13 protein-coding genes are annotated in these 18,865 nt (G+C 56.4%); 4 read left to right on the top strand and 9 right to left on the bottom strand.

Annotated elements, in window-relative coordinates:
- The first annotated feature begins 5 nt into the window (after positions 1-5).
- A complete protein-coding gene (locus tag ENN40_08895; protein HDP95459.1) occupies positions 6-2,066 on the top strand; it encodes a PKD domain-containing protein in 2,061 nt (686 codons plus the stop codon).
- A gap of 10 nt (positions 2,067-2,076) precedes the next feature.
- On the opposite strand, the gene hemW is transcribed toward ENN40_08895, so the two are convergent.
- From hemW to ENN40_08880, 3 genes are read right to left on the bottom strand one after another with little or no spacing between them, the layout of a single operon-like run.
- Complete coding sequence (gene hemW, locus ENN40_08890; protein ID HDP95458.1) at positions 2,077-3,171, bottom strand: radical SAM family heme chaperone HemW; 1,095 nt, start codon at positions 3,169-3,171, stop codon at positions 2,077-2,079.
- Positions 3,158-4,555 carry a cysteine--tRNA ligase gene (locus ENN40_08885; protein ID HDP95457.1) on the bottom strand — a complete coding sequence of 466 codons (1,398 nt, stop codon included), beginning with the start codon at positions 4,553-4,555 and terminating at the stop codon, positions 3,158-3,160. Before ENN40_08885 ends, hemW begins: the two co-directional genes overlap by 14 nt.
- Positions 4,552-5,304: a hypothetical protein gene (locus tag ENN40_08880; protein ID HDP95456.1), complete on the bottom strand. Its 753-nt coding sequence runs from the start codon at positions 5,302-5,304 to the stop codon at positions 4,552-4,554. The genes ENN40_08885 and ENN40_08880 overlap by 4 nt, the downstream gene beginning before the upstream one ends.
- Before the next feature lie 253 nt (positions 5,305-5,557).
- Between ENN40_08880 and ENN40_08875 the strand changes: the two genes are divergently transcribed.
- From ENN40_08875 to ENN40_08865, 3 genes are read left to right on the top strand one after another with little or no spacing between them, the layout of a single operon-like run.
- Positions 5,558-7,102 (top strand): response regulator, encoded by a 1,545-nt coding sequence (locus tag ENN40_08875; GenBank protein HDP95455.1) that lies wholly within the window; start codon positions 5,558-5,560, stop codon positions 7,100-7,102.
- On the top strand, positions 7,102-9,369 hold the full coding sequence (locus tag ENN40_08870) for a hypothetical protein (GenBank protein ID HDP95454.1): 2,268 nt from the start codon (positions 7,102-7,104) through the stop codon (positions 9,367-9,369). The genes ENN40_08875 and ENN40_08870 overlap by 1 nt, the downstream gene beginning before the upstream one ends.
- The gene (locus ENN40_08865) at positions 9,252-9,740 is read left to right on the top strand and encodes a response regulator (GenBank protein ID HDP95453.1); all 489 of its coding nucleotides are present in this window, start codon (positions 9,252-9,254) and stop codon (positions 9,738-9,740) included. The genes ENN40_08870 and ENN40_08865 overlap by 118 nt, the downstream gene beginning before the upstream one ends.
- Here the strand turns inward: ENN40_08865 and ENN40_08860 are convergent.
- The 6 genes from ENN40_08860 to ENN40_08835 form a co-directional block, all read right to left on the bottom strand.
- Complete coding sequence (locus tag ENN40_08860) at positions 9,737-11,095, bottom strand: replication-associated recombination protein A (protein ID HDP95452.1); 1,359 nt, start codon at positions 11,093-11,095, stop codon at positions 9,737-9,739. The two genes, ENN40_08865 and ENN40_08860, sit on opposite strands and share 4 nt — an antisense overlap.
- Complete coding sequence (locus ENN40_08855; GenBank protein HDP95451.1) at positions 11,092-14,856, bottom strand: phosphoribosylformylglycinamidine synthase; 3,765 nt, start codon at positions 14,854-14,856, stop codon at positions 11,092-11,094. Before ENN40_08855 ends, ENN40_08860 begins: the two co-directional genes overlap by 4 nt.
- Positions 14,857-14,891: 35 nt before the next feature.
- Positions 14,892-15,080: a hypothetical protein gene (locus ENN40_08850; protein ID HDP95450.1), complete on the bottom strand. Its 189-nt coding sequence runs from the start codon at positions 15,078-15,080 to the stop codon at positions 14,892-14,894.
- Positions 15,081-15,105: 25 nt separating this feature from the next.
- Positions 15,106-16,407, bottom strand: a complete 1,302-nt coding sequence (locus tag ENN40_08845) for an adenylosuccinate lyase (protein HDP95449.1) — start codon at positions 16,405-16,407, stop codon at positions 15,106-15,108.
- A gap of 66 nt (positions 16,408-16,473) precedes the next feature.
- Complete coding sequence (locus ENN40_08840) at positions 16,474-17,649, bottom strand: glycosyltransferase (GenBank protein HDP95448.1); 1,176 nt, start codon at positions 17,647-17,649, stop codon at positions 16,474-16,476.
- The gene (locus tag ENN40_08835) at positions 17,609-18,589 is read right to left on the bottom strand and encodes a glycosyltransferase (GenBank protein HDP95447.1); all 981 of its coding nucleotides are present in this window, start codon (positions 18,587-18,589) and stop codon (positions 17,609-17,611) included. Before ENN40_08835 ends, ENN40_08840 begins: the two co-directional genes overlap by 41 nt.
- Between the last annotated feature and the right edge of the window lie 276 nt (positions 18,590-18,865).

Genomic DNA, 18,865 nt, shown 5'->3' with positions numbered 1-18,865 from the left:
GAATAATGAAAAAAACAATACTTGTCCTGATAATCGCTCTGTTAATGCTGCCTGCAGCCCTTGAAGCCATCCAGGTGGACCCGCCCTCCGGCCCGTACTTTGTGGGCCAGGAAATCCTTTTTCGCGCTTCCAGTTATGATTACAACTTTCATCCCGGTGTGATTAATTATGGGGATGGGAGCTCAGATACCAATGTGACGGAGGCCTACTGGAAAACACACGTCTATCGCAGTCCCGGTCGCTACGTGGTTACACTTCAGCCGCCCGCATATCCGAGCCAGGGCCGACTTCGTACTATATCAGGCACTCCCCCTCCTCCAGAATCCATGACCATCACCATCAGGGAAAACCGCTCCATCCAGGTGTCTCCGGCCAGCCCCGTAGTTGGGCAGGCAACAACTTTCACGGCGGTGAACTTTAACACGCCGGACAACATCCGCTGGGAAATGGGCGACGGCACCGTATACCGGCACCAGGGGGCAGCGTCCCCCCGGGGTGGCAGCGTAGTGACCCACACCTATGCGCAAGCGGGCTCCTACCAGGTCAGGGCGTATGACTGGAACGGCAGCCTCCAAGTCACGGCTGTGTCGGTACAGGTCAACATCGGCCAACCGAATCGCGCCATTCAGTTCAGTCCCGCATCCCCCCGCGAAGACCAGCCGGTCTATTTCGAGGCCGTAAATTTCCTGCAACCCACCAGCATCCACTGGAATTTCGGCGACGGTACCCGGGAAGTCAACGGCAGCCAAATCATGCACCGCTTTCAGCAGGCGGGAACCCGGACGGTTTCGGCGGTGGACGGTACCCTGTCCCATCCCCCGGTTTCCACCTCCATAACAGTGCTGCCGGAGAACCGTTTTATCACGGTTTCCGCGCCGGAGGTGCTGATGAACCGCCCGGTTTCCGTTGCGGCGCAGAATTTCCGCGGTGACCTGGTGCTGTGGAATTTCGGCGACGGGGTGCAGGAATCGGGCGGCCACGAAGTGACCCATACCTATGCCCAATCCGGCACCTTTACCATCAGCGCCCGGGATGAAAACGGCGAAAGCACGCGGCAGTTTACGGCCACGGTCACCGTGAGGGGCATCGACGATGAAGTGCTGGTGGATGTGGCGGAAATCCGCCTGGACAACGGCAAGTACTACAAAGTGGTGCCGCGCAAGTCGCGCGCCCTGTACGCAGTATTGCGCATGAAGATGCGCGGCACCGGCATTGTCTCCGGTCAGTGGATCGTGGACGGCCAACCTTACGAGTTTTTTAACGAACTGGCCATCCAGGGAGAGTTGAAAGAGATCCGTACGCGTGAACTACCCGGATTGCCGGTGCTGGATCCGGGTTTGCACACCATTACTCTGGAACTGACCCGTCCCAATCAACTCAACGTGGTGTTCCCGGTGCTGAAGTACTTTGTGTTGCCGTACGAGAACTTGGTGGAACTGGCCACTCCGCTCAACGAGTTTGTGGCCAAGGAAAAGGAAATTCCCGAATTTTCCTGGTTGCGCGCCCCGGGGGCGTCGCGGTATGAAGTGGCGTTTTCCAGCAATCTCTACGCCATCCTCTACAACACGCCGGATCAGCCATGGCATGACGCGGGTACGGAACCGAGTTTTACCCCGACGCCGCCCATCTGGAACCAGTTGCGGCGCAACCGCTGGTCGTACTGGAAAGTCCGGGCGCTGGACAGTGCGGGCCAAGTCGTGGCCGAGAGCGATGTGCGTGAGTTCAAGGCGATTGTGGCCACCGCTGAAATTACCCTCAACCGCGTGACCGACCTGGAAGGCAGGGAGGTAGACCTCAGTAACGGCGTTGTCAGCTCCAGGTCCGATCACTTGCTGGTTCAAGGCAACCTGAAATACGCCGCGGATACGGAGTTCCTCGTAATGCGTATTTATACAGATGAAATCATGACGGATCAACTGGTTTTCCGCAACGTGCAAAAAGACCGGGAACTGCGGTTCGAAACCTCGGTTCCCCATAACGGAGATTCGCGCGTACTATTCCAGTTGCTGAAAACGTCTTCCCCCGCAGTGGTGGTGGGGCTGCAAAACCTCAGGCTGAAGCGCTGAGAAATGCAGGCTACAGGACGTAGCGGCCAAGGATTTCGTTCAGCATCAGGAAGTGATCCGGAGCGACGGCCAGTCTGCCCTGGTGAATGAGCAGGATGTTTGCTTCCAGCAGGGGTTGAAGGTCGTTCAGGCGGGATTGCAGCGTTGACACGGGAACGCCTTCCGCAAGACGGAGTCCGGTAATCAGGCTTCGCTGCCACACGGAAATGCGGCGACGGGTGCGTACCGGTCGGCCCGCCTGAATTCCCCGGATATAGCGGGGCATGTTCCGGGTATTGCAAATATCCACGCCATCCAGGAATCCCGCGGCGGAAAGCCCGATTCCCATGTATTCTCTGTTTCGCCAATAGGTGAGGTTGTGGCGGCATTCCGCACCGGGCCGGGCGAAACTGGAAACTTCATAACGACGGTACCCGACATCTTCGGCGGCGTCCCGGGCGGCCACGTAAATTTGTTGGCCGGATTTTGCCCGGGAGCGGGTGTCTTCGGGGGTTTGTTCCAGCATGTAGATTGAAAGATGGGTGACCGGCAGTTCCTTCAGGGCGCATACTTGTCGGGCGATGCCTGTCGCCGTCTGGCCGGGAACGCCGATCATGAAATCCACATTGATGTTTACAAAACCGGCATCCGCAGCCCGGGATATACTTTTCAGACCTGTGTCGGCGGCGTGGTTCCTGCCCAGGCGGCGCAATACGCGGCTATCCAGCGACTGCACCCCGATGCTGATGCGGTTGAAGCCGTTGTGTACGGCTGCCCGCAACCATTCCGGACTCAAATCATCGGGGTTTGCCTCAATCGTGACTTCTTCGGGAACAAATGAATGAAAGTGGCGCCTCAGGGTTTTTATCAGGGTTTCCAGTTGAGGCGAAGACAGCAGGGACGGCGAACCGCCCCCCAGGTAAACCGTGCGGATCAGCAGTTCCCTGTGCGCACTCAGCTCGATTTCCCGGAAGAGCAGTTTCAGGTAGTCATCTGCGTCGGCTGAACGATACCGGGTGGTGGTGAAATGGCAATAACGGCAATGCCGGCGACAAAAGGGAAAATGGAGGTAAAGACCGATTTCGCGATTATTGGCCGGAAAAGGCGAATGATCAGGCGGGATCAATCACTTTCCACTTGACCCCGTCGGGGGTATCCATGAGCTGAATGCCGCTTTTCTCGAGCTGGTCGCGGATGGCATCAGCCTGTTGAAAGTCCTTTCGGGCACGGGCCTGCTCTCGCTCCTGTACCAAGGCCTCCAGTTCCGGCGGCAGCGTTTCGGCTTCAGGTTCGCGGATGACTCCCAGCACGGAATTGATGCGGCCGACGGTTTCCCTGATTGTTTGGATATCCTGTTTTAATAGGGTTCCCAGGCGGCGGTTTGCGGCGTGGATGAATTCAAAGAAAACCCCCAGTGCGCCGGAAATGTTGAAATCATCATCCATCTCATTGCGGAAGCGCTGCTCCCAATCCGCGACTTCACTCATGAACCCGGGGGTTCCTCCGGCGGGGAATTCTTTCGCGTCCAGGCAAAACAAGAAGTCCTGCAGGCGCTTGCGGGTTCGATCCGCCTGGTCCAGGGCGGAAAAGGTGAAATTAAGGAGTTTGCGGTAATGGGTGGAGAGAAGCAGGTAGCGGATGGAAAGGGGATCGTGACCCTTTGTCACCAGGTCGCGCAGGGTAAAGAAATTGCCCAGCGATTTAGACATTTTTTCTCCGTCCACGATCAAGTGCTGGATGTGAAGCCAGTAATTCACAAAAGGTTCGCCAGTGGCGCATTCGGCCTGGGCGATTTCGTTTTCGTGGTGGGGAAAAATGTTGTCTACTCCGCCCATGTGGATGTCGAAATGGTTGCCCAGGTAGGCCATGCTCATGGCGGAGCATTCCAGGTGCCAGCCGGGACGCCCCTTACCCACATGAAAATCCCACCAGGGTTCATTCTCTCGGTACCCTTTCCACAACACAAAATCGCGGGCGTTTTCTTTGTCATATTCATCGCTGTCTTCACCGCGGCCGGATTGCAGGCTCTCCGGGTTCAGGTTGGATAAGCGCCCGTATTCAGGGAATGAAGAGATGCGGAAGTATACGGAATTCTCCTGGCGATAGGCATGTCCGTGTTGCAACAGGGCGTCGACCATGGCTTGCATGTGGGGAATATGCTGCGTGGCGCGTGGATAGACATCAGCGGGAAGGATGTTGAGGGTCTTTATGTCCTGGTAAAAAGCCTGGATATATCTCTCGGTTACAACGTTCAGCGGTTGATTTTCACTCTGGGCCTTGCGAATGGTCTTGTCGTCGATATCGGTGATGTTCATTACATGACGCACCCGGAAACCCCGGTATGTCAAGTACCGCTTGATCAGGTCTTCGGCCACGTAGGAGCGGAAATTTCCCAGGTGAGCGAAATCGTATACCGTGGGGCCGCAGGTGTAAAAACCCACGGCGGGTGAGGCTATGGGGACAAACCTTTCTTTTTGACTTGTCAATGTGTTGAATACGCGCAAACTCATTCTACACTCCCGGTTAATGGACGAACCCGATGGGACAGGTACCAGCGGATCTGTTTACACGCGCGGTCCATAACGGCGATATCGGCGCGGGTCCAATGGGTGCGGCTCAACGTGCGCTTCAGGGAGCGGTGGAATTTTCCGTTGTCGCCTTCGCGGACCTCCAGGGTTTTCATTAGATCCCAGATGTTTTCTTCCAGGCGATTGAAATCGTGCTGCGTGGCCATGACCGGTAAGGACTTGCGAACTGGGTTTTGCGCCGCCGCGCGATAGATCTCGTAAACGGTTACCATGACAGCCTGGGAGAGGTTGAGGGATGGATAGTGAACCGCGGAGGGGATGTAGATCAGGTAGTTGGCCAATTGCGACTCGTCAATCGAGACGCCCTTGTCTTCACGGCCGAACACGATCGCAATTTTCTGGTTGCGCATCAGAGCGGCGATCTGTTCAGCCGCATCCCGTACGTCCAGAAAGTCCTTGCGCCACTTTCCCTGCTTGGATGTGGTGATGAACACGGCGGACATATCCCGGACCGCTTCCTGCAGGGATGGAAATTCGCGGCAATTCCGCACAATGTCCTGTGAGCGGTAACCCATTTTTTTCTGTTCATCCTCATCACGGAAGGGAACCGGATTGACCAGGCGCAGATGGGGTATACCCATGTTTTTCATGGCACGCACAGAGGCGCCGATATTGCCCGGGTTCTTGGGTTCGGTCAGCACGATGTAGAGGTTGTCGAAGGTTTCCGTCATGGTTCCAGGTTATTGCCATCCATTATAGTACAAAAGCAGGCTCGATCAAAGACGTTACCGCCTTCTCGGCCACTTGAAATTCCCTCTCCCGCGCGTTAACATGACGGTGATATGGCAATTTCCGCTGGTCCCGGTGGTGATTCACGCTTTCAAGAAAAGCGGTCATCGCGACTACAGAACCCCCGGGGTGCAATTCTCGGGCGGGATTTCGCCCCTCAACGGATAGTGAACCATCTCTCTGCAGGGAGGAAAGGTGGAAACAGCAAAGCAAACCATACTATGTGTGGATGACGAGCAGGTGAACCTCAAGGTATTGGATGCAGTGTTGTCTCCGCGGGGATACCAGGTTGTCATGACGCAGAATCCGCGGGAGGTATCTTTCATTGTGGAAAAGAAGCCGGTTGACCTGATCCTGCTGGATGTAATGATGCCGGAAATGGACGGCTATACCGTATGCCGCCGCATCAAGGAGAATCCCCAGACGCGTCACATTCCCATCGTGATGATTACCGTGTTGTCGTCCAAGGAGGACCGGATCAAGGGCATTGACGCAGGGGCCGATGACTTTATTACCAAGCCGTTCGACCAGGAGTTGGTCCTGGCCCGCGTGCGCATGCTGTTGAAAATGAAGTCGCTGAATGATCGGCTGAATCATGGTTACCACAATATCATCCGTCTGACCTCTTTTGGTGAAGAGATCCTGAAGGATTTTTCCGCCAGGGATTTTCGCTTTTTTGAGGTCTTATCCGGAGTGGTCAAGCAGGTGTTGCGCCAGTCCGGAGATATCCAGGACAACCCGCTGATCGTAATCGTCGGCACTTCACACAAAAAGCACTGGGAGTGGTACCAGTTCGAATCGGCGTTTAACGAGTTGTATCAGACCCGTCTCAATATCAAGATTCAGGAAAACCTGGCTTTGCCGGCACCTGGAGATTCCCAGGTTATGTTTTTCAACGAAGGCGAGTCCGATGAGAGCCGGTTGCGTGACCTCGTACGTATGCTGGAATCCGAAAGCTTGCTCTCCGTGCGCAATGGCATCGGTTATCTGAGTCCCGAATTATGTGTGTTCAGCCTGAATTACGGCAGGGACGTGACGGTTTACGACGCCTCGGTTTTAAATAGCCTGGTGATGCAGAGCCTGTTTCTGAAATCGTTGTCCAACCAGATTCTGGAAACCGAAGATGCCCTGGAACACACGGTGCGGGCACTGGTTCGGGCTTCCGAAGCCAATGATGAAGATAAAGGCAATCATGTCATCCGCGTGGGCGCGTTCAGTGCCCTGCTGGCGGAAACCCTGGGAATGCCCGGAAGGTTCGTTCGCGCCATCTGGTTGCAGGCCCAAATGCATGACGTGGGGATGGTACGGATTCCGGCGCAGATTCTGCGCAAAGCCGGTGCCCTGTCCGATACGGAAAAGGCCGTCATCCGCAAACACCCTCTGTTCGGTGCGGAAATCATCGGATCCCACCCACGTTTCCGCAAGGCCCGCAGTATCGCCCTGACCCACCATGAGAGATGGGACGGCAACGGCTATCCACATAACCTGCAAGGGGAAAAAATCCCCATTGAGGGCCGGATCGTGTGCCTGGCCGATCACTATGATTCCATGCGTTGCGCCAAGAGCTACCGGCCGGCCATGTCTCATGAGCAAGCCGTGCACAAGATTCTGGAGGGAGACGAATCCTGCCGTCCCGAACATTTCGATCCCAGGGTTCTCAAGGCCTTCCAGCTCGCCGCAGACCGTTTTGCTTCTTTGTTCAAGCGCCTTGAAGATCCGCCCGCCCCCAGGCGGTCCTGATGCCCAAAACGTCCCAATCATCCAAACCAAAACCGCCAGAGCTTCGCGACCAGCCGCTCCCCGCTTTTCTCAATAACGAAGTCCGCAAACTCAAGGCCGTGATCACCCTGATTATCTACGGCCTGTTGTTGCTGCTAATCAAGACCATGTACGACACCCTGGTGGACGTACCCAAATTGTCCATTGTCGCCATTATCACCATCCTGGCATTCATGCTGGCAATCAGCGTGATTCTGTTCAATCGTTTTTCCAAGCGTGCCATTGCCAATATCGTGGATTCCGCGGACAAGATCCGGGAAGCCCGCAATTTCGCTGAGGCCATTGTGGCATCCGTTCCCGTTCCGCTGGTGGTGTTGGCCCAGGACCTGCGTGTGCTTACCGCCAATCCCGCTTTTTTATCCCGCTTCAAGTATGGCCAGTCAGAGACGGAGCAAAAGGGCTTTTTTGAAATAGACAACGGCCGCTGGGATCTGCCGGCATTGCGTGCGCACTTGAAATCTCCCGCAGAGGGGGGCTGCAGTGATTTTCGTCAATTGGAACTGGAATTCAACGACGCTGAAATCGGGCACTGCCATCTCCTGGTGGGGGGACGGCAGGTAACCGTAGAAAAGCAAGCGCTTTTTTTGCTGGCCATTGAAGACGTGACACCAAGGAAAATGGCTGAAATCGCCTTAAAGGAAAGAACATTGGAATTGGAGGTGGTAAACCGGGCGAAATCTGAATTCCTGGCCAACATGTCCCACGAATTGCGCACACCGCTGAATGCCGTCATCGGTTTTTCTGAAGTACTCAAAGACGGAATCGTGGACGGAGAGCTTTCTCCCCGGCAGAAAGAATACGTGACCGACATTTTTAACAGTGGGCGCCATCTCTTGTTGTTGATCAACGACATTCTGGACATGTCCAAAATTGAAGCCGGAAAAATGTCGCTTGAATTGGAACCGGCCCATGTATCCGCTTTGTGTGAAAGCGCCTTGCGCGTGGTTCGTGAAAAAGCCGCAGCCCATGGCATTGGCCTGGATTTCGGCGCAGATCCGAATGGTGACACGTTGTTTCTGGATGTGCGCAAATTCCGCCAGATCGTCTACAACTTGTTGTCCAATGGCGTCAAGTTCACTCCCGACGGCGGCACGGTTTCGTTGTCTATCGGCCGGGTGGCCGCCCAAGAGATGTTCAGCCGCAATCCGGATGCCAAGCCAAACTGGCAGGGCGATCACTTCCTGGAGTTGACGGTTCAGGATACGGGCATCGGCATCTCGACCCAGGATCAGCAACGCCTTTTCGTTCCCTTTGAGCAGGCGGACGGTTCTCTGAGCCGCAAGTACGAGGGAACCGGATTGGGCTTGACCATGGTGAAGCGCCTGACCGAGTTGCATGGCGGATGGGTGAACGTAGAGAGCCGGGTTGGAGAAGGCAGTCGCTTTACCGTGTACCTGCCCTGGAGAAAGACCCTTGAGGCGGACGCGGATTTTCCCCCTGCCTCCGCGATGGATGGTGAGCCGGCCCACCGCGAATCGCTTTCATTGTTGCTGTTGTCGAGAAACAGCAGTCTGCGGGATCGGATTCAAGCGTGGCCGGCCTTGCGGAATCATGAGTTTACCGCCCTGGCCGACTACGCACAAGCCTGGGAATGGTTGAACCGCCGCCAGGCCCACGCGATGCTTCTGGACGCGGATTATCCGTCCCTGGAAGGGATGCGCATGTTGATCCAGATCAAGGAATTACCCAAGTTCCGCACCATTCCGGTTGTTCTGGTCCTGGAAGCCTCTTCCGGGGGCCAGGGCGCGGTACTGGCGCCATCCGCGGTTGCACTGTTTCCGTTAACCGAGGCTTCCCTGCGCCCTATTCTGGATGAAATCGCTGCAAGGAACCTTGCCGCTGATCCCGGGGCGGGCAAACGGGCGCTGCTGGTGGATGGCGACAGCCAACGGCTGCAACAGGGAAAGCAAGTGCTGACCTCTCTGGGATGGAGTGTGGCTGTGGCCGCGGGGGGCCTTGCCGGCATAGACGCCACGTTAAACGATGTTCCGAACCTTTTGCTGATATCCGCGGTGCAGCCGGATATCAGTGGTTTTGAGTTGATTCAGCTTCTGGCGGAACGGCCGGAAACCCGGCGCATCCCCACTGTGCTGGTGCTGGAGCCGCAGGAATCGGAAAGCAATCTTCAAGCCATGCGTCCGGGCCTGTTCGCTTTGCTGCGTCCGGATGGCGTGGACCCGGAGCGCGTGTCCGAGGCATTGGGGCAACTTGTCGCGGGAGGCGGGTAGTGCGGATCCTGGTCATTGATCGCGACGCTGTGAATCTCAAGTTGATCCGCACCGTATTGATATCCGGGGGGCATGAAGTCATGATTGCCGACTCGGTGGACACGGCACTGGAAACCGCTGTTTACGCAATTCCCGATTTAGTCGTGATGGATGTTCAGCCGGCGGACTTTGGTGATTCCTCCCCCATCCGTCATCTGAAAAAGGACCCCGGGTTCAAACCCGTTCCCGTAGCCGCGGTTACGGCAATGGCCATGAAGAATGACCGTGAACGGATTCTGCAGGCGGGCTTTGATTACTACCTCGCCAAACCCATTCGTTACCGGGAGTTGTTGGAACTGGTAACACAGATTTACAGAAAGGGCCCGGGTTAATCTTCTTTTTGTTGTTCTTTTTTATCCGCGGCCCGTTCCATTGCCATTTTTTGTTCCCGCCAGAACTGGATACGCTCGTGGATGGTTTTTTCGAAGCCGAACTCACCCGAAGAGTAAAAACCTTTATCCGGAACACCCGCGGGCATGGTCTGCATGGGCGTGGTTCGGGTCGCGAAGTCGTGGGCGTACAGGTAATCGCGTCCGGCTCCTTTGCGTGCGGCCAGGAAGTGGGAAGGATTGATCAAGTGCAGGGGTACGGGCTCGTTTCCGTAACGATCCGCTACCTGTTGCATGCGTTTCTCGGTTGCGTACAGGGAATTGCTTTTGGGTGCGGAGGCCAGGTAAATCGTGGCCATGGTTAAAAAGATCTCACCTTCGGGCGAGCCGATAAAGTCGTAGGCTTCGCGGGCATCGAGGCAGATGCGCAGGGCTTGGGGATCTGCCAGGCCGATGTCTTCCGCGGTGATGCGGATCATGCGCCGCAGAATAAAAAGCGGATCTTCTCCGCCCGCGAGCATGCGGTGCAGCCAGTACAGGGATGCGTCCACATCTGAATTGCGCACACTTTTGTGAAATGCAGAGATCAACTGGTAACGGTCATCTCCGGATCGATCATATCCCTTGACTTTTTTTTGCAGTAGCAGCGCCACTTCCTCTGCCTGGATAGGCGTGCCCGCATCCCGGCCCAGGCGCAGGATCATTTCCAGTCCATTAAGCAGGCGGCGGGCGTCTCCCGCAGCAAAGCGGATCAGCAAGGCCGCGGCCTCAGCGGAAAGGTCCGCAACGGCAATGCCGGTTTCCCGGATACCGGTCAAGGCGCGATCCAGGATAGTCTCTAGATGGCTGTCGCCCAGGGGGCGCAATTCAAAGATCTGCATGCGCGAAATCAAGGCGCGGTTGAGTTTGAAAGCGGGGTTTTCGGTGGTGGTTCCCAACAGCACAATGTCTCCCTTTTCCACAAAAGAGAGGAACGCGTCCTGCATGTGCTTGTTGAAGTGATGAATCTCGTCTACAAACACCACCAGCGGGCGATGGCAACGGTCTCGCGTGGCGTTTGCTTCCTGCATCACCGCGCGGATTTCCGCGATACGGGAAACCGTGGCTGAAAATTCCATGGAAGGGGTGTTCAGGGATTTGGCCAGGATGCGGGAAAGCGTGGTCTTGCCGGTTCCGGGAGGTCCCCATAGGATGGTGGAACTGAGTTGTCCGCGCGCCGCCATGTCGGAAAGGATTTTTCCCGGTCCGGTCAGGTGCTCCTGGCCGTATACCTCGCTGATGTGGTCCGGGCGCATGTGGTCCGCCAGCGGAAACAGTGAGTTCGGGTCGGGCCGGGGTTTCGAGGCGTGATCCGTCATCTGAAGTAAGCGACTCCCCCAGAAAACAATGCCGGTTCGGTTATACCGGGAATATTGCGCGCGGTCCATGGGCCCAGGCGTTCACTGTGACCCATTTTTCCAAGGATTCGGCCGTCCGGACTGCATATCCCCTCTACGGCAAGGCTCGAACCGTTTGGATTATGGGGATAGTTCATGGTCGGCTTGCCCTCCATGTCCACGTATTGGGTGGCCACTTGGCCGGCCTGCGTCAGGGCATGAAGCTGTTTCGCGGAGGCGATAAAGCGTCCCTCCCCGTGAGAAACGGGGACCGTGTGGATGTCACCGGCACGACAGCGGGAAAACCAGGGTGAAAGCGTGGATACAATCCGGGTTCGCACCATGCGGGCCACATGTCGGCCGATCTGGTTATAGGTAATGGTCGGACTCTGCGCCGACAGGTCCAAAATCTTTCCGTAGGGCAGAAGCCCGAGTTTGATCAAGGCCTGGAAACCGTTACAGATGCCCAGTATCAAGCCGTCTCTTTGATTGAGCAGGCGCTCCACAGCTTCATGAACCCGGGGATTGCGGAATACGGTGGCGATGAACTTACCGGATCCCTCCGGCTCGTCACCGGCGCTGAAGCCTCCTGGCAAGACCAGCATCTGGGCTTGGTCGATCTCCCGGCATAGGGCCGTGATGGATTCCTCAACCTCTTGTGGTGAACGATTGCGAAACACCTGGGCGCGGGCAAGGGCGCCGGCCTGCTCCAGGGCGGCCGTGGTGTCGTACTCGCAGTTCGTGCCCGGAAAAACCGGGACAAATGCCCTTGGATGCGCCGTTTTTGCGCAGGCGGATCTTCGGGTCCGTGCCGCGTGCAAGGGGATCTCTTTAAACAGGTTTTCGGCAGGGCATGATCGTGAGGGGAAAACCCCTTCAAGGGTCTGTTTCCAGGGATATAGCAACTCCTCCAGGGGAATCACAATGGCATTATGGCGGATTTCCTCTTCTTTGATGGTGTCGGCGATCCATTGCGCCCCGGCTTCTCTTAGCCAGCCTGTTTCCCTGTCGGCTGGAACCTCCAGGATCATGGCGCCGTAAGCGGGCCGGAACAGCAGGTCGGCCGCGATCTCCGGCCGGATCTCTAGGCCGATGCGATTTCCGAACGCCATCTTGGCAAGGCCTTCAGCCGTTCCGCCCATGCCGATCGCGCGCGCGGCCGTCACTTCTCCGGCCTGGATAGCGCGGCAAACCGCGTCCAGCCTGGAGCGCAGGCGTTGAAAATCAGGCATATCCCCGGAAACGGTATCCAGCGGAACCAGATAAACGCGGCGGTTCGCCTGCTTGAATTCAGCGGACACGGCTTTTTCCACATCCAGTGTGCCTACGGCAAAAGCGATCAGGGTAGGAGGCACGTCAAGTTCGTTAAAGGATCCGGACATGCTGTCTTTGCCCCCGATGGCCGCAACACCAAGTTGCATCAGCGCGGTATGGGCCCCCAGCAATGCGCTGAAGGGCTTTCCCCAGCGCGCTTCATCATCGCCAAGTTTTTCAAAGTATTCCTGCAGGGAGAAGCGGATCTCGCACAGGGCGACCCCCACGGCCGCCAGCCGGGTAACGGCTTCCACCACGGCGTAGACGGCACCGTGAAACGGACTTCTTACAGAGAGGTGGGGGTCAAATCCAAATGTCATGGCCGTGGCGGTGGCTGCCTGACCGTGGTCCAGGGGGATTTTGGCCACCATGGCATCAGCGGGGGTATCCTGAAACGCGCCACCCAGGGGATAATGAACCGACGCGGCGCCGATGGATGCGTCAAAATGCTCAACCAGGCCCTGCTGGCTGGTGATGTTGAGGTCCGCCATCAGTTTCAGCCAGGCGGTTTTCTCGCCTTTATCCGCATTCACCAACGGGACCAGCAAGTCGCTTTTGCCATTGATTGCCGGTGGGGTCACCCGAACCCGGGCATGCTGTTTTGCCCCGTGGGAATCCAGGAAATCACGTTCCAGATTCAGGATGATCCGGTCATGCCAGAACATGCGCAAACGGTTGTTCTCCGTTACCACGGCTATTTCAGTGGCTTCCAGGTTCTCACTTTCCGCCGCCTTGACAAATGCGTCCGTATCCGCCGCCGATACCACAACCGCCATGCGTTCCTGGGACTCCGACAAAGCGACTTCCGTCGCGTTCAGGCCCTGGTACTTCAACGGTACCCTGTGGAGGAATACGTCGATTCCCGCCGCCAGTTCACCCACGGCCACGGCCACTCCGCCGGCGCCGAAATCATTGCATTTGCGAATCATACCGATGGCCCGGGGATTGCGAAACAAGCGTTGCAACTTGCGCTCTTCAGGGGGATTGCCTTTCTGAACTTCCGCTCCCGCGGTGGTTAGCGACTGCTCGGTATGTGTTTTGGATGATCCCGTGGCTCCCCCGATTCCGTCCCGGCCGGTTTTCCCCCCCACCAGCAGGATGCGGTCTCCCGGAACGGCGTCCCGGCGGAGCACGTGTTCCCGGGGAACGGCGCCGATCACGGCACCCACCTCCATGCGCTTGGCCACGTATCCGGGATGGTAGATCTCGCGGACCAGGCCGGTGGCCAGGCCGATCTGGTTGCCGTATGAACTGTATCCATGCGCGGCTTCAGTAGTGATGCGGCGTTGCGGCAGTTTGCCGGGAAGGGTTTCACCAATCGGGGTGCGTGGGTCTCCGCACCCGGTAACCCGCATGGCCTGATACACGTACGCGCGTCCCGAAAGCGGATCGCGGATGGCACCGCCGAGACAGGTGGCGGCGCCGCCGAAGGGTTCGATCTCGGTTGGATGGTTGTGGGTTTCGTTTTTGAACAGGATCAACCAATCCCGCTCAGTCCCGTTTTCCCGCACGGAGCGGATAATGCTGCAGGCATTGACTTCGCCCGACACCTCCATGTCATCCAGGCGCCCCTGCTTTTTCATGATGCGCATGCTCAATGTGGCCATGTCCATGAGGGTGTGCCGGTGCCGGTCGGGTTTGATGAGGGCGAAATCACTTAAAAAGCGGTTGTAGGCGTCCAACAACACTCTGGAATAAGGCCCCGGATCGATTTTCACTGAATCCAGGATGGTATGAAAGGTTGTATGACGACAATGATCCGACCAATAGGTGTCCAACATGCGCAATTCCGTTAGCGTCGGTGCTCGACCGATATCGCGGAAATGATCTCGGATTAAAATCAGGTCCGCAACGCTTAAGGAGAGCGCCATGTCGCGGATCCAATCGCCAGCGGCCCCGTCTTCCAGGCAAAGGAGTTCGCTCAACACCGGGACATCCCGGTCTGGTTGCGGCAGGGTGGAGTCCAGGCCGGAAACATGCAGTTGCGCTTCGCGTGAATCTACGGGGTTGATCATGTATTTGCGGATGCGCTGGAATTCGTTGTCGCTGATTGTACCTGAGAAGCGGTAAAATCGGGCTGTGGCCACTTCGGGTCGTTCCCCGCGCATGAGGATCTGGAAACACTGGGCTGTGCTGTCGGAGCGCTGGTCGTATTGTCCAGGCAGGTATTCCACGCCCAGGAGGCGCTCCTGCCCCGTTACCGGGATCTCATCCAGGAATACATCATCCAGGGGCGGTTCGGATAGGATGATCGGGATGGCCATTTCAAGGTCTGAGCGGGCAATTCCCCGAATCTCGTAGCGGTTGAACACCCGCAGTTTTGACAATGACAGGATGTCCAGATGATGGCGTAGATCCCGCAGGAGTTTTTCCGCGGCGCTGTCGAATCCGGGCCGTTTAGAGACGAACACGCGAAAAGTTTCAGCCATTTTTGCCATTGTATCACACTCCCGGGAATCGAAAACTACGGGTTGTGTTGAACCCGGGAAAAGAGAATCGCCTGCAAGCCGGCGGCTTTTTTGGCGTCCATTTCGCGGAGCATGACCTCTTGCAGGCAAACCGCTCGGGCCAGGGGATATGCGAAGATATCGGTGGAGTCGACCGTGTTGACAATGGCCTCTACCGGGGCGTCAAGCAGCGACAGCCGTCTCACAGTAAAACGGAGCGGGCGCCTGTTGTCAAGGAGTATCATTTTTGAAGCGGTCAAAGATGGCCTGAATTCCGGCTTCCAGCGGCTCGGGCGAAAAAGCCCCTTCCAGATCACGCCGGGGGCAAACTTCAAGAATTTCGGGATCGTTCAGGATCAGATCCCGGAACCCCAGGTTTTGCGTCCACGATTTCATGGCGTTGGCCTGAACGAGTTCATAGGCTTTCTGACGGGACACGCCGCGGTTGACCAGCAGTGTCAAGACGGACTGTGAGAAATAAACCTCCCGGGTGATCTCCTTGTTGCGGCGGATATTTTCCGCATAGATGACCAGGTTGGCGATGATATCGTGAATTTCATCCAGCATAAAGCAGGCGGCATGAAAGGCATCCGGGAAAATCACCCGTTCAGCGGAAGAATGGGAGATATCTCTTTCATGCCACAACAGGTTGTTTTCCAAGGCCACGCCCACATGGCTTCGCAGCAGGCGGGCCAGTCCGGAAATGCGTTCGCAGCGCACGGGATTGCGTTTATGCGGCATGGAAGATGATCCCTTCTGGCCGCGGGTAAATGGCTCTTCCATTTCCAACACCTCGGTGCGCTGCAGGTGACGGATCTCCAGGGCCATTTTTTCAACCGCCGTTCCCAGTCCGGCCAGTACATAAAGCACTTCCGCGTGACGATCGCGCTGGATGATCTGGGAGGATACGCGACACGGGGTGAGCCCCAGTTTCGCCAAAGCCTGTTCTTCTCCTTCGGGGGGGAAATGAATATAGGTGCCGACTGAACCCGATATTTTGCCTACGGACATGGTTTCCCGGGCTTGCTTTAGCCGTTGGATATTGCGCCCCATCTCTTCATACCAGAGCAGAAATTTAACGCCGTAGGAAATGGGTTCGGCGTGGATTCCGTGGGTACGCCCGATTCCCATCAAGTCCTTGCATTCATAGGCACGGGCAAGCAGGGCTCGATGGAGCCGTTGGGATTGCGCCAACACCAGTTCGAGGGATTCCAGAATCAAAAGCGAGAGGGCGGTGTCAACAATATCATAAGAGGTGATGCCCTTGTGTATATAAGCGGAATCAGGGCCCACGTGCTCTTCCACCGAGGTCAGGAACGCAATGACGTCGTGCTTTACCTCTTTCTCGATCTCATCGATCCGGTCTGCGTCAAAAGCGGCCGTGCGGCGGATATGGTCCATGCTTTTGTCGGGCACCTGTCCCATCTGGTGCCAGACTTCGGTAATGGCCAGTTCCACGTCCAGCCAGCGCCGGTAGCGGTTCTGCCGGTCCCAGATTTTCTGTACTTCTCTAACTGAATAGCGTTCAATCATTCCCTGCTCCTTGAGTGGTAATCATCGCTTGGGTAGACCAGATTATAGCTTGGGAACGGTGAAACCTCAATCCCGGCGGGATTCCGTAATTGGCAGCAGGGCCCGGGCAACCCGTTCCCGGTAGTGGTCGGCAGAGTAGTGGCGTTCAGAGAATCTCGCAGCCGCCGCGGCAATGGCGCGGCCTTCCTCGCTGTCGGCGCGTTCAATGCCTTTTGCCAGCGCATCGCCACGCGGTTCAACCAGTACGGCGATTTCCGGGGTCAGGGTCTGGGTATGCGTGTACAGGTTCGTGGCCACAACGGGAACTCCGCTCTTGAGGTAGGCATAGATCTTGAGCGGGATGTTGGTTCCATGCGAACGGGGCGATACCAGAACGTGGGACAGGTGGAGAAAATAAGGGATTTCTTTATGCGGGCGCAGGCCGGCAAAGAGGATTCGTTTTTCCAGTCCGCGTTTGCGGGCGATTTGGCGCAGTTTCTCGATCTGGGAAGGCTTGCCGCCGACCAGTACGAGATGAAAGCGCGGATCCAGGAAGGCCAGGCTCTCCAGCAGCAGGGGAATGCCCTGGTAGTGTTCCAAGGTACCGGTGTAGGTCACGATGCGTCGTTGGCGGGGAAGATGCGCGCGGATTTCGTTCAACATATGCAGGTCCAGTTGCTTTGGAGATTCATCCATAAAGTTTTCGATGAGGGTTAATTTCTTTTCAGTGGTGATGGATGCGGCGTGTTCATAGAGAGAACGGCAGATAACGATAACCGACCGCGCCCGTTTCAATGCCCAGCGTTCATTGATCGCAAACAGGCGCCGTACCAAACGTGAGCGGGTGAATTGAAAGTTGTCCATCTGTTGGACCAGGGATGAGTGCATGTCGTAGAGGTGGGGAATACGGAAGATGGCACTGAACAAGGTGCCGAACAGAGAGGCCTCTTCGTGGGAATGAATCACGTCGTAACGCCCCAGCAGGAGCCGTTTCAGTGAAGAGAAAAACAAAAAAAAGTCCAGCACCAGTTTGCTGGCGGAAGGGCCGGTTTTAACCTGGCGGATCCAGAAGGGCCTCAGGGAACGGAATATCCTGAGTCCGGGAACCTCTTTGTCCGCGCCGATGGGGTAGGTGACCAAATCGACTTTGTGCCCCAGATCGGTTAGCGCGCGGATGCGAAAGTATTCGGAAAACGGCGTGCCCCGGGGCTCAAAAAAGGGTTCAGGGGCGATCATCAGGATTTTCATGATAATCGACCCCATTGATGGCTCGGATTGAGTAGGTGGTTTTCTTTAAACCTTCGTGATAGATCTTGGTGAGCATTTCGGCGATCAATCCCAGGGTGATCACCTGAAATCCCAGGAAAATCAAGAGAATCGTGAAAAACAGCAGCGGCCGGCCGGCAATGGGCTGAAGATACGCGTATTTGATTACCGTCAGATAGGCGCCCGACAGAAATCCGCCCAGGAGCATCAAGAGGCCGATCCCGCCGAAAATCTGCAGGGGACGGTGGGCATAGGACAAGAGGTACTTGATGGTGATCAGGTCCAGTATCACGCGGAAGGTTCGGCCCAGACCGTACTTGGATTGCCCGAACTTGCGTTCTCGATGGTTGACCGGGATTTCGGTGGAGCGAATCCCCATGCGCGATGCAATGGCCGGAATATAGCGGTGCATTTCCCCGTACAATGTCAGGTTCTTGACCACTTCGCGGCGGAACCCCCTCAACGTGCAGCCGTAATCGTGCAGTTTGACCTTGGTGATGAAAGAAATCAACTTGTTGCCGATAAAAGAGGGCAGCAAACGCGTCAGGAATTTGTCGCGGCGCTTTTTGCGCCAACCGTTTACGATATCGTACCCCTCCGCAAGCTTTTCCAGAATGCGCGGAATATCGCCCGGGTCGTTTTGCAGGTCCCCATCCATGGTGATGACAAGTTCGCCGCGGCATAAATCGAAACCCGCGGAAATGGCGGAACTCTGGCCGAAGTTCTTACGGAACTGGATGACTTGTACCCGGGGATCGCTTTCGCGTAGCTCGAGCAGGGTCTCCAGGGATGCGTCCGTACTGCCGTCATCGACAAAGATCATTTCCAATTCTATATCCAACGGATCCGTGGCGGACAGGATCTCGCGGTACAAGAGCCGGATGTTATCTCTTTCGTTGAATACGGGTACAATGACCGACAGCAGCGTTTTGGCCATAGCCTTTTTTAGCACATTCTCCCCAATATGACAACTTGAGAAGAAGGTGACAGGAGGCAGGAAGGCCAGGAAAAGAGAAGTTGAGAGAGTTGAGGGCGGAAAAGAAGTTGAAAAAAGCGGTTCTCTTCCATTTTGTGTGGGTTTGGGGTTATACATATTTGAAAAAATGATAAGGCTGCATGAGAGTACCCTTTCGGGCACAAATACCCAGAGGGCACAGGTCACCGCTCACCACTTCGGTTCAGACCCATGCGGTCTTCGGCGGACTAAAATGAC

The organism is Candidatus Aminicenantes bacterium (assembly GCA_011049425.1).
Lineage (GTDB): Bacteria > Acidobacteriota > Aminicenantia > UBA2199 > UBA2199 > UBA876.
Note: the sequence above shows the minus strand (reverse complement) of the source record. Positions and strands in the feature narration are given on the sequence as shown.

Excerpts from the sequence above, each read along its gene's own strand:
- ENN40_08860 (HDP95452.1), bottom strand. The coding sequence starts at position 11,095 with ATGACGGATCACGCCTCGAAACCCCGGCCCGACCCGAACTCACTGTTT.
- ENN40_08840 (HDP95448.1), bottom strand. The coding sequence starts at position 17,649 with ATGGGGTCGATTATCATGAAAATCCTGATGATCGCCCCTGAACCCTTT.
- ENN40_08895 (HDP95459.1), top strand. The coding sequence starts at position 6 with ATGAAAAAAACAATACTTGTCCTGATAATCGCTCTGTTAATGCTGCCT.
- ENN40_08885 (HDP95457.1), bottom strand. The coding sequence starts at position 4,555 with ATGAGTTTGCGCGTATTCAACACATTGACAAGTCAAAAAGAAAGGTTT.
- ENN40_08870 (HDP95454.1), top strand. The coding sequence starts at position 7,102 with ATGCCCAAAACGTCCCAATCATCCAAACCAAAACCGCCAGAGCTTCGC.
- ENN40_08845 (HDP95449.1), bottom strand. The coding sequence starts at position 16,407 with ATGATTGAACGCTATTCAGTTAGAGAAGTACAGAAAATCTGGGACCGG.
- ENN40_08835 (HDP95447.1), bottom strand. The coding sequence starts at position 18,589 with ATGGCCAAAACGCTGCTGTCGGTCATTGTACCCGTATTCAACGAAAGA.
- ENN40_08880 (HDP95456.1), bottom strand. The coding sequence starts at position 5,304 with ATGACGGAAACCTTCGACAACCTCTACATCGTGCTGACCGAACCCAAG.
- ENN40_08855 (HDP95451.1), bottom strand. The coding sequence starts at position 14,856 with ATGGCTGAAACTTTTCGCGTGTTCGTCTCTAAACGGCCCGGATTCGAC.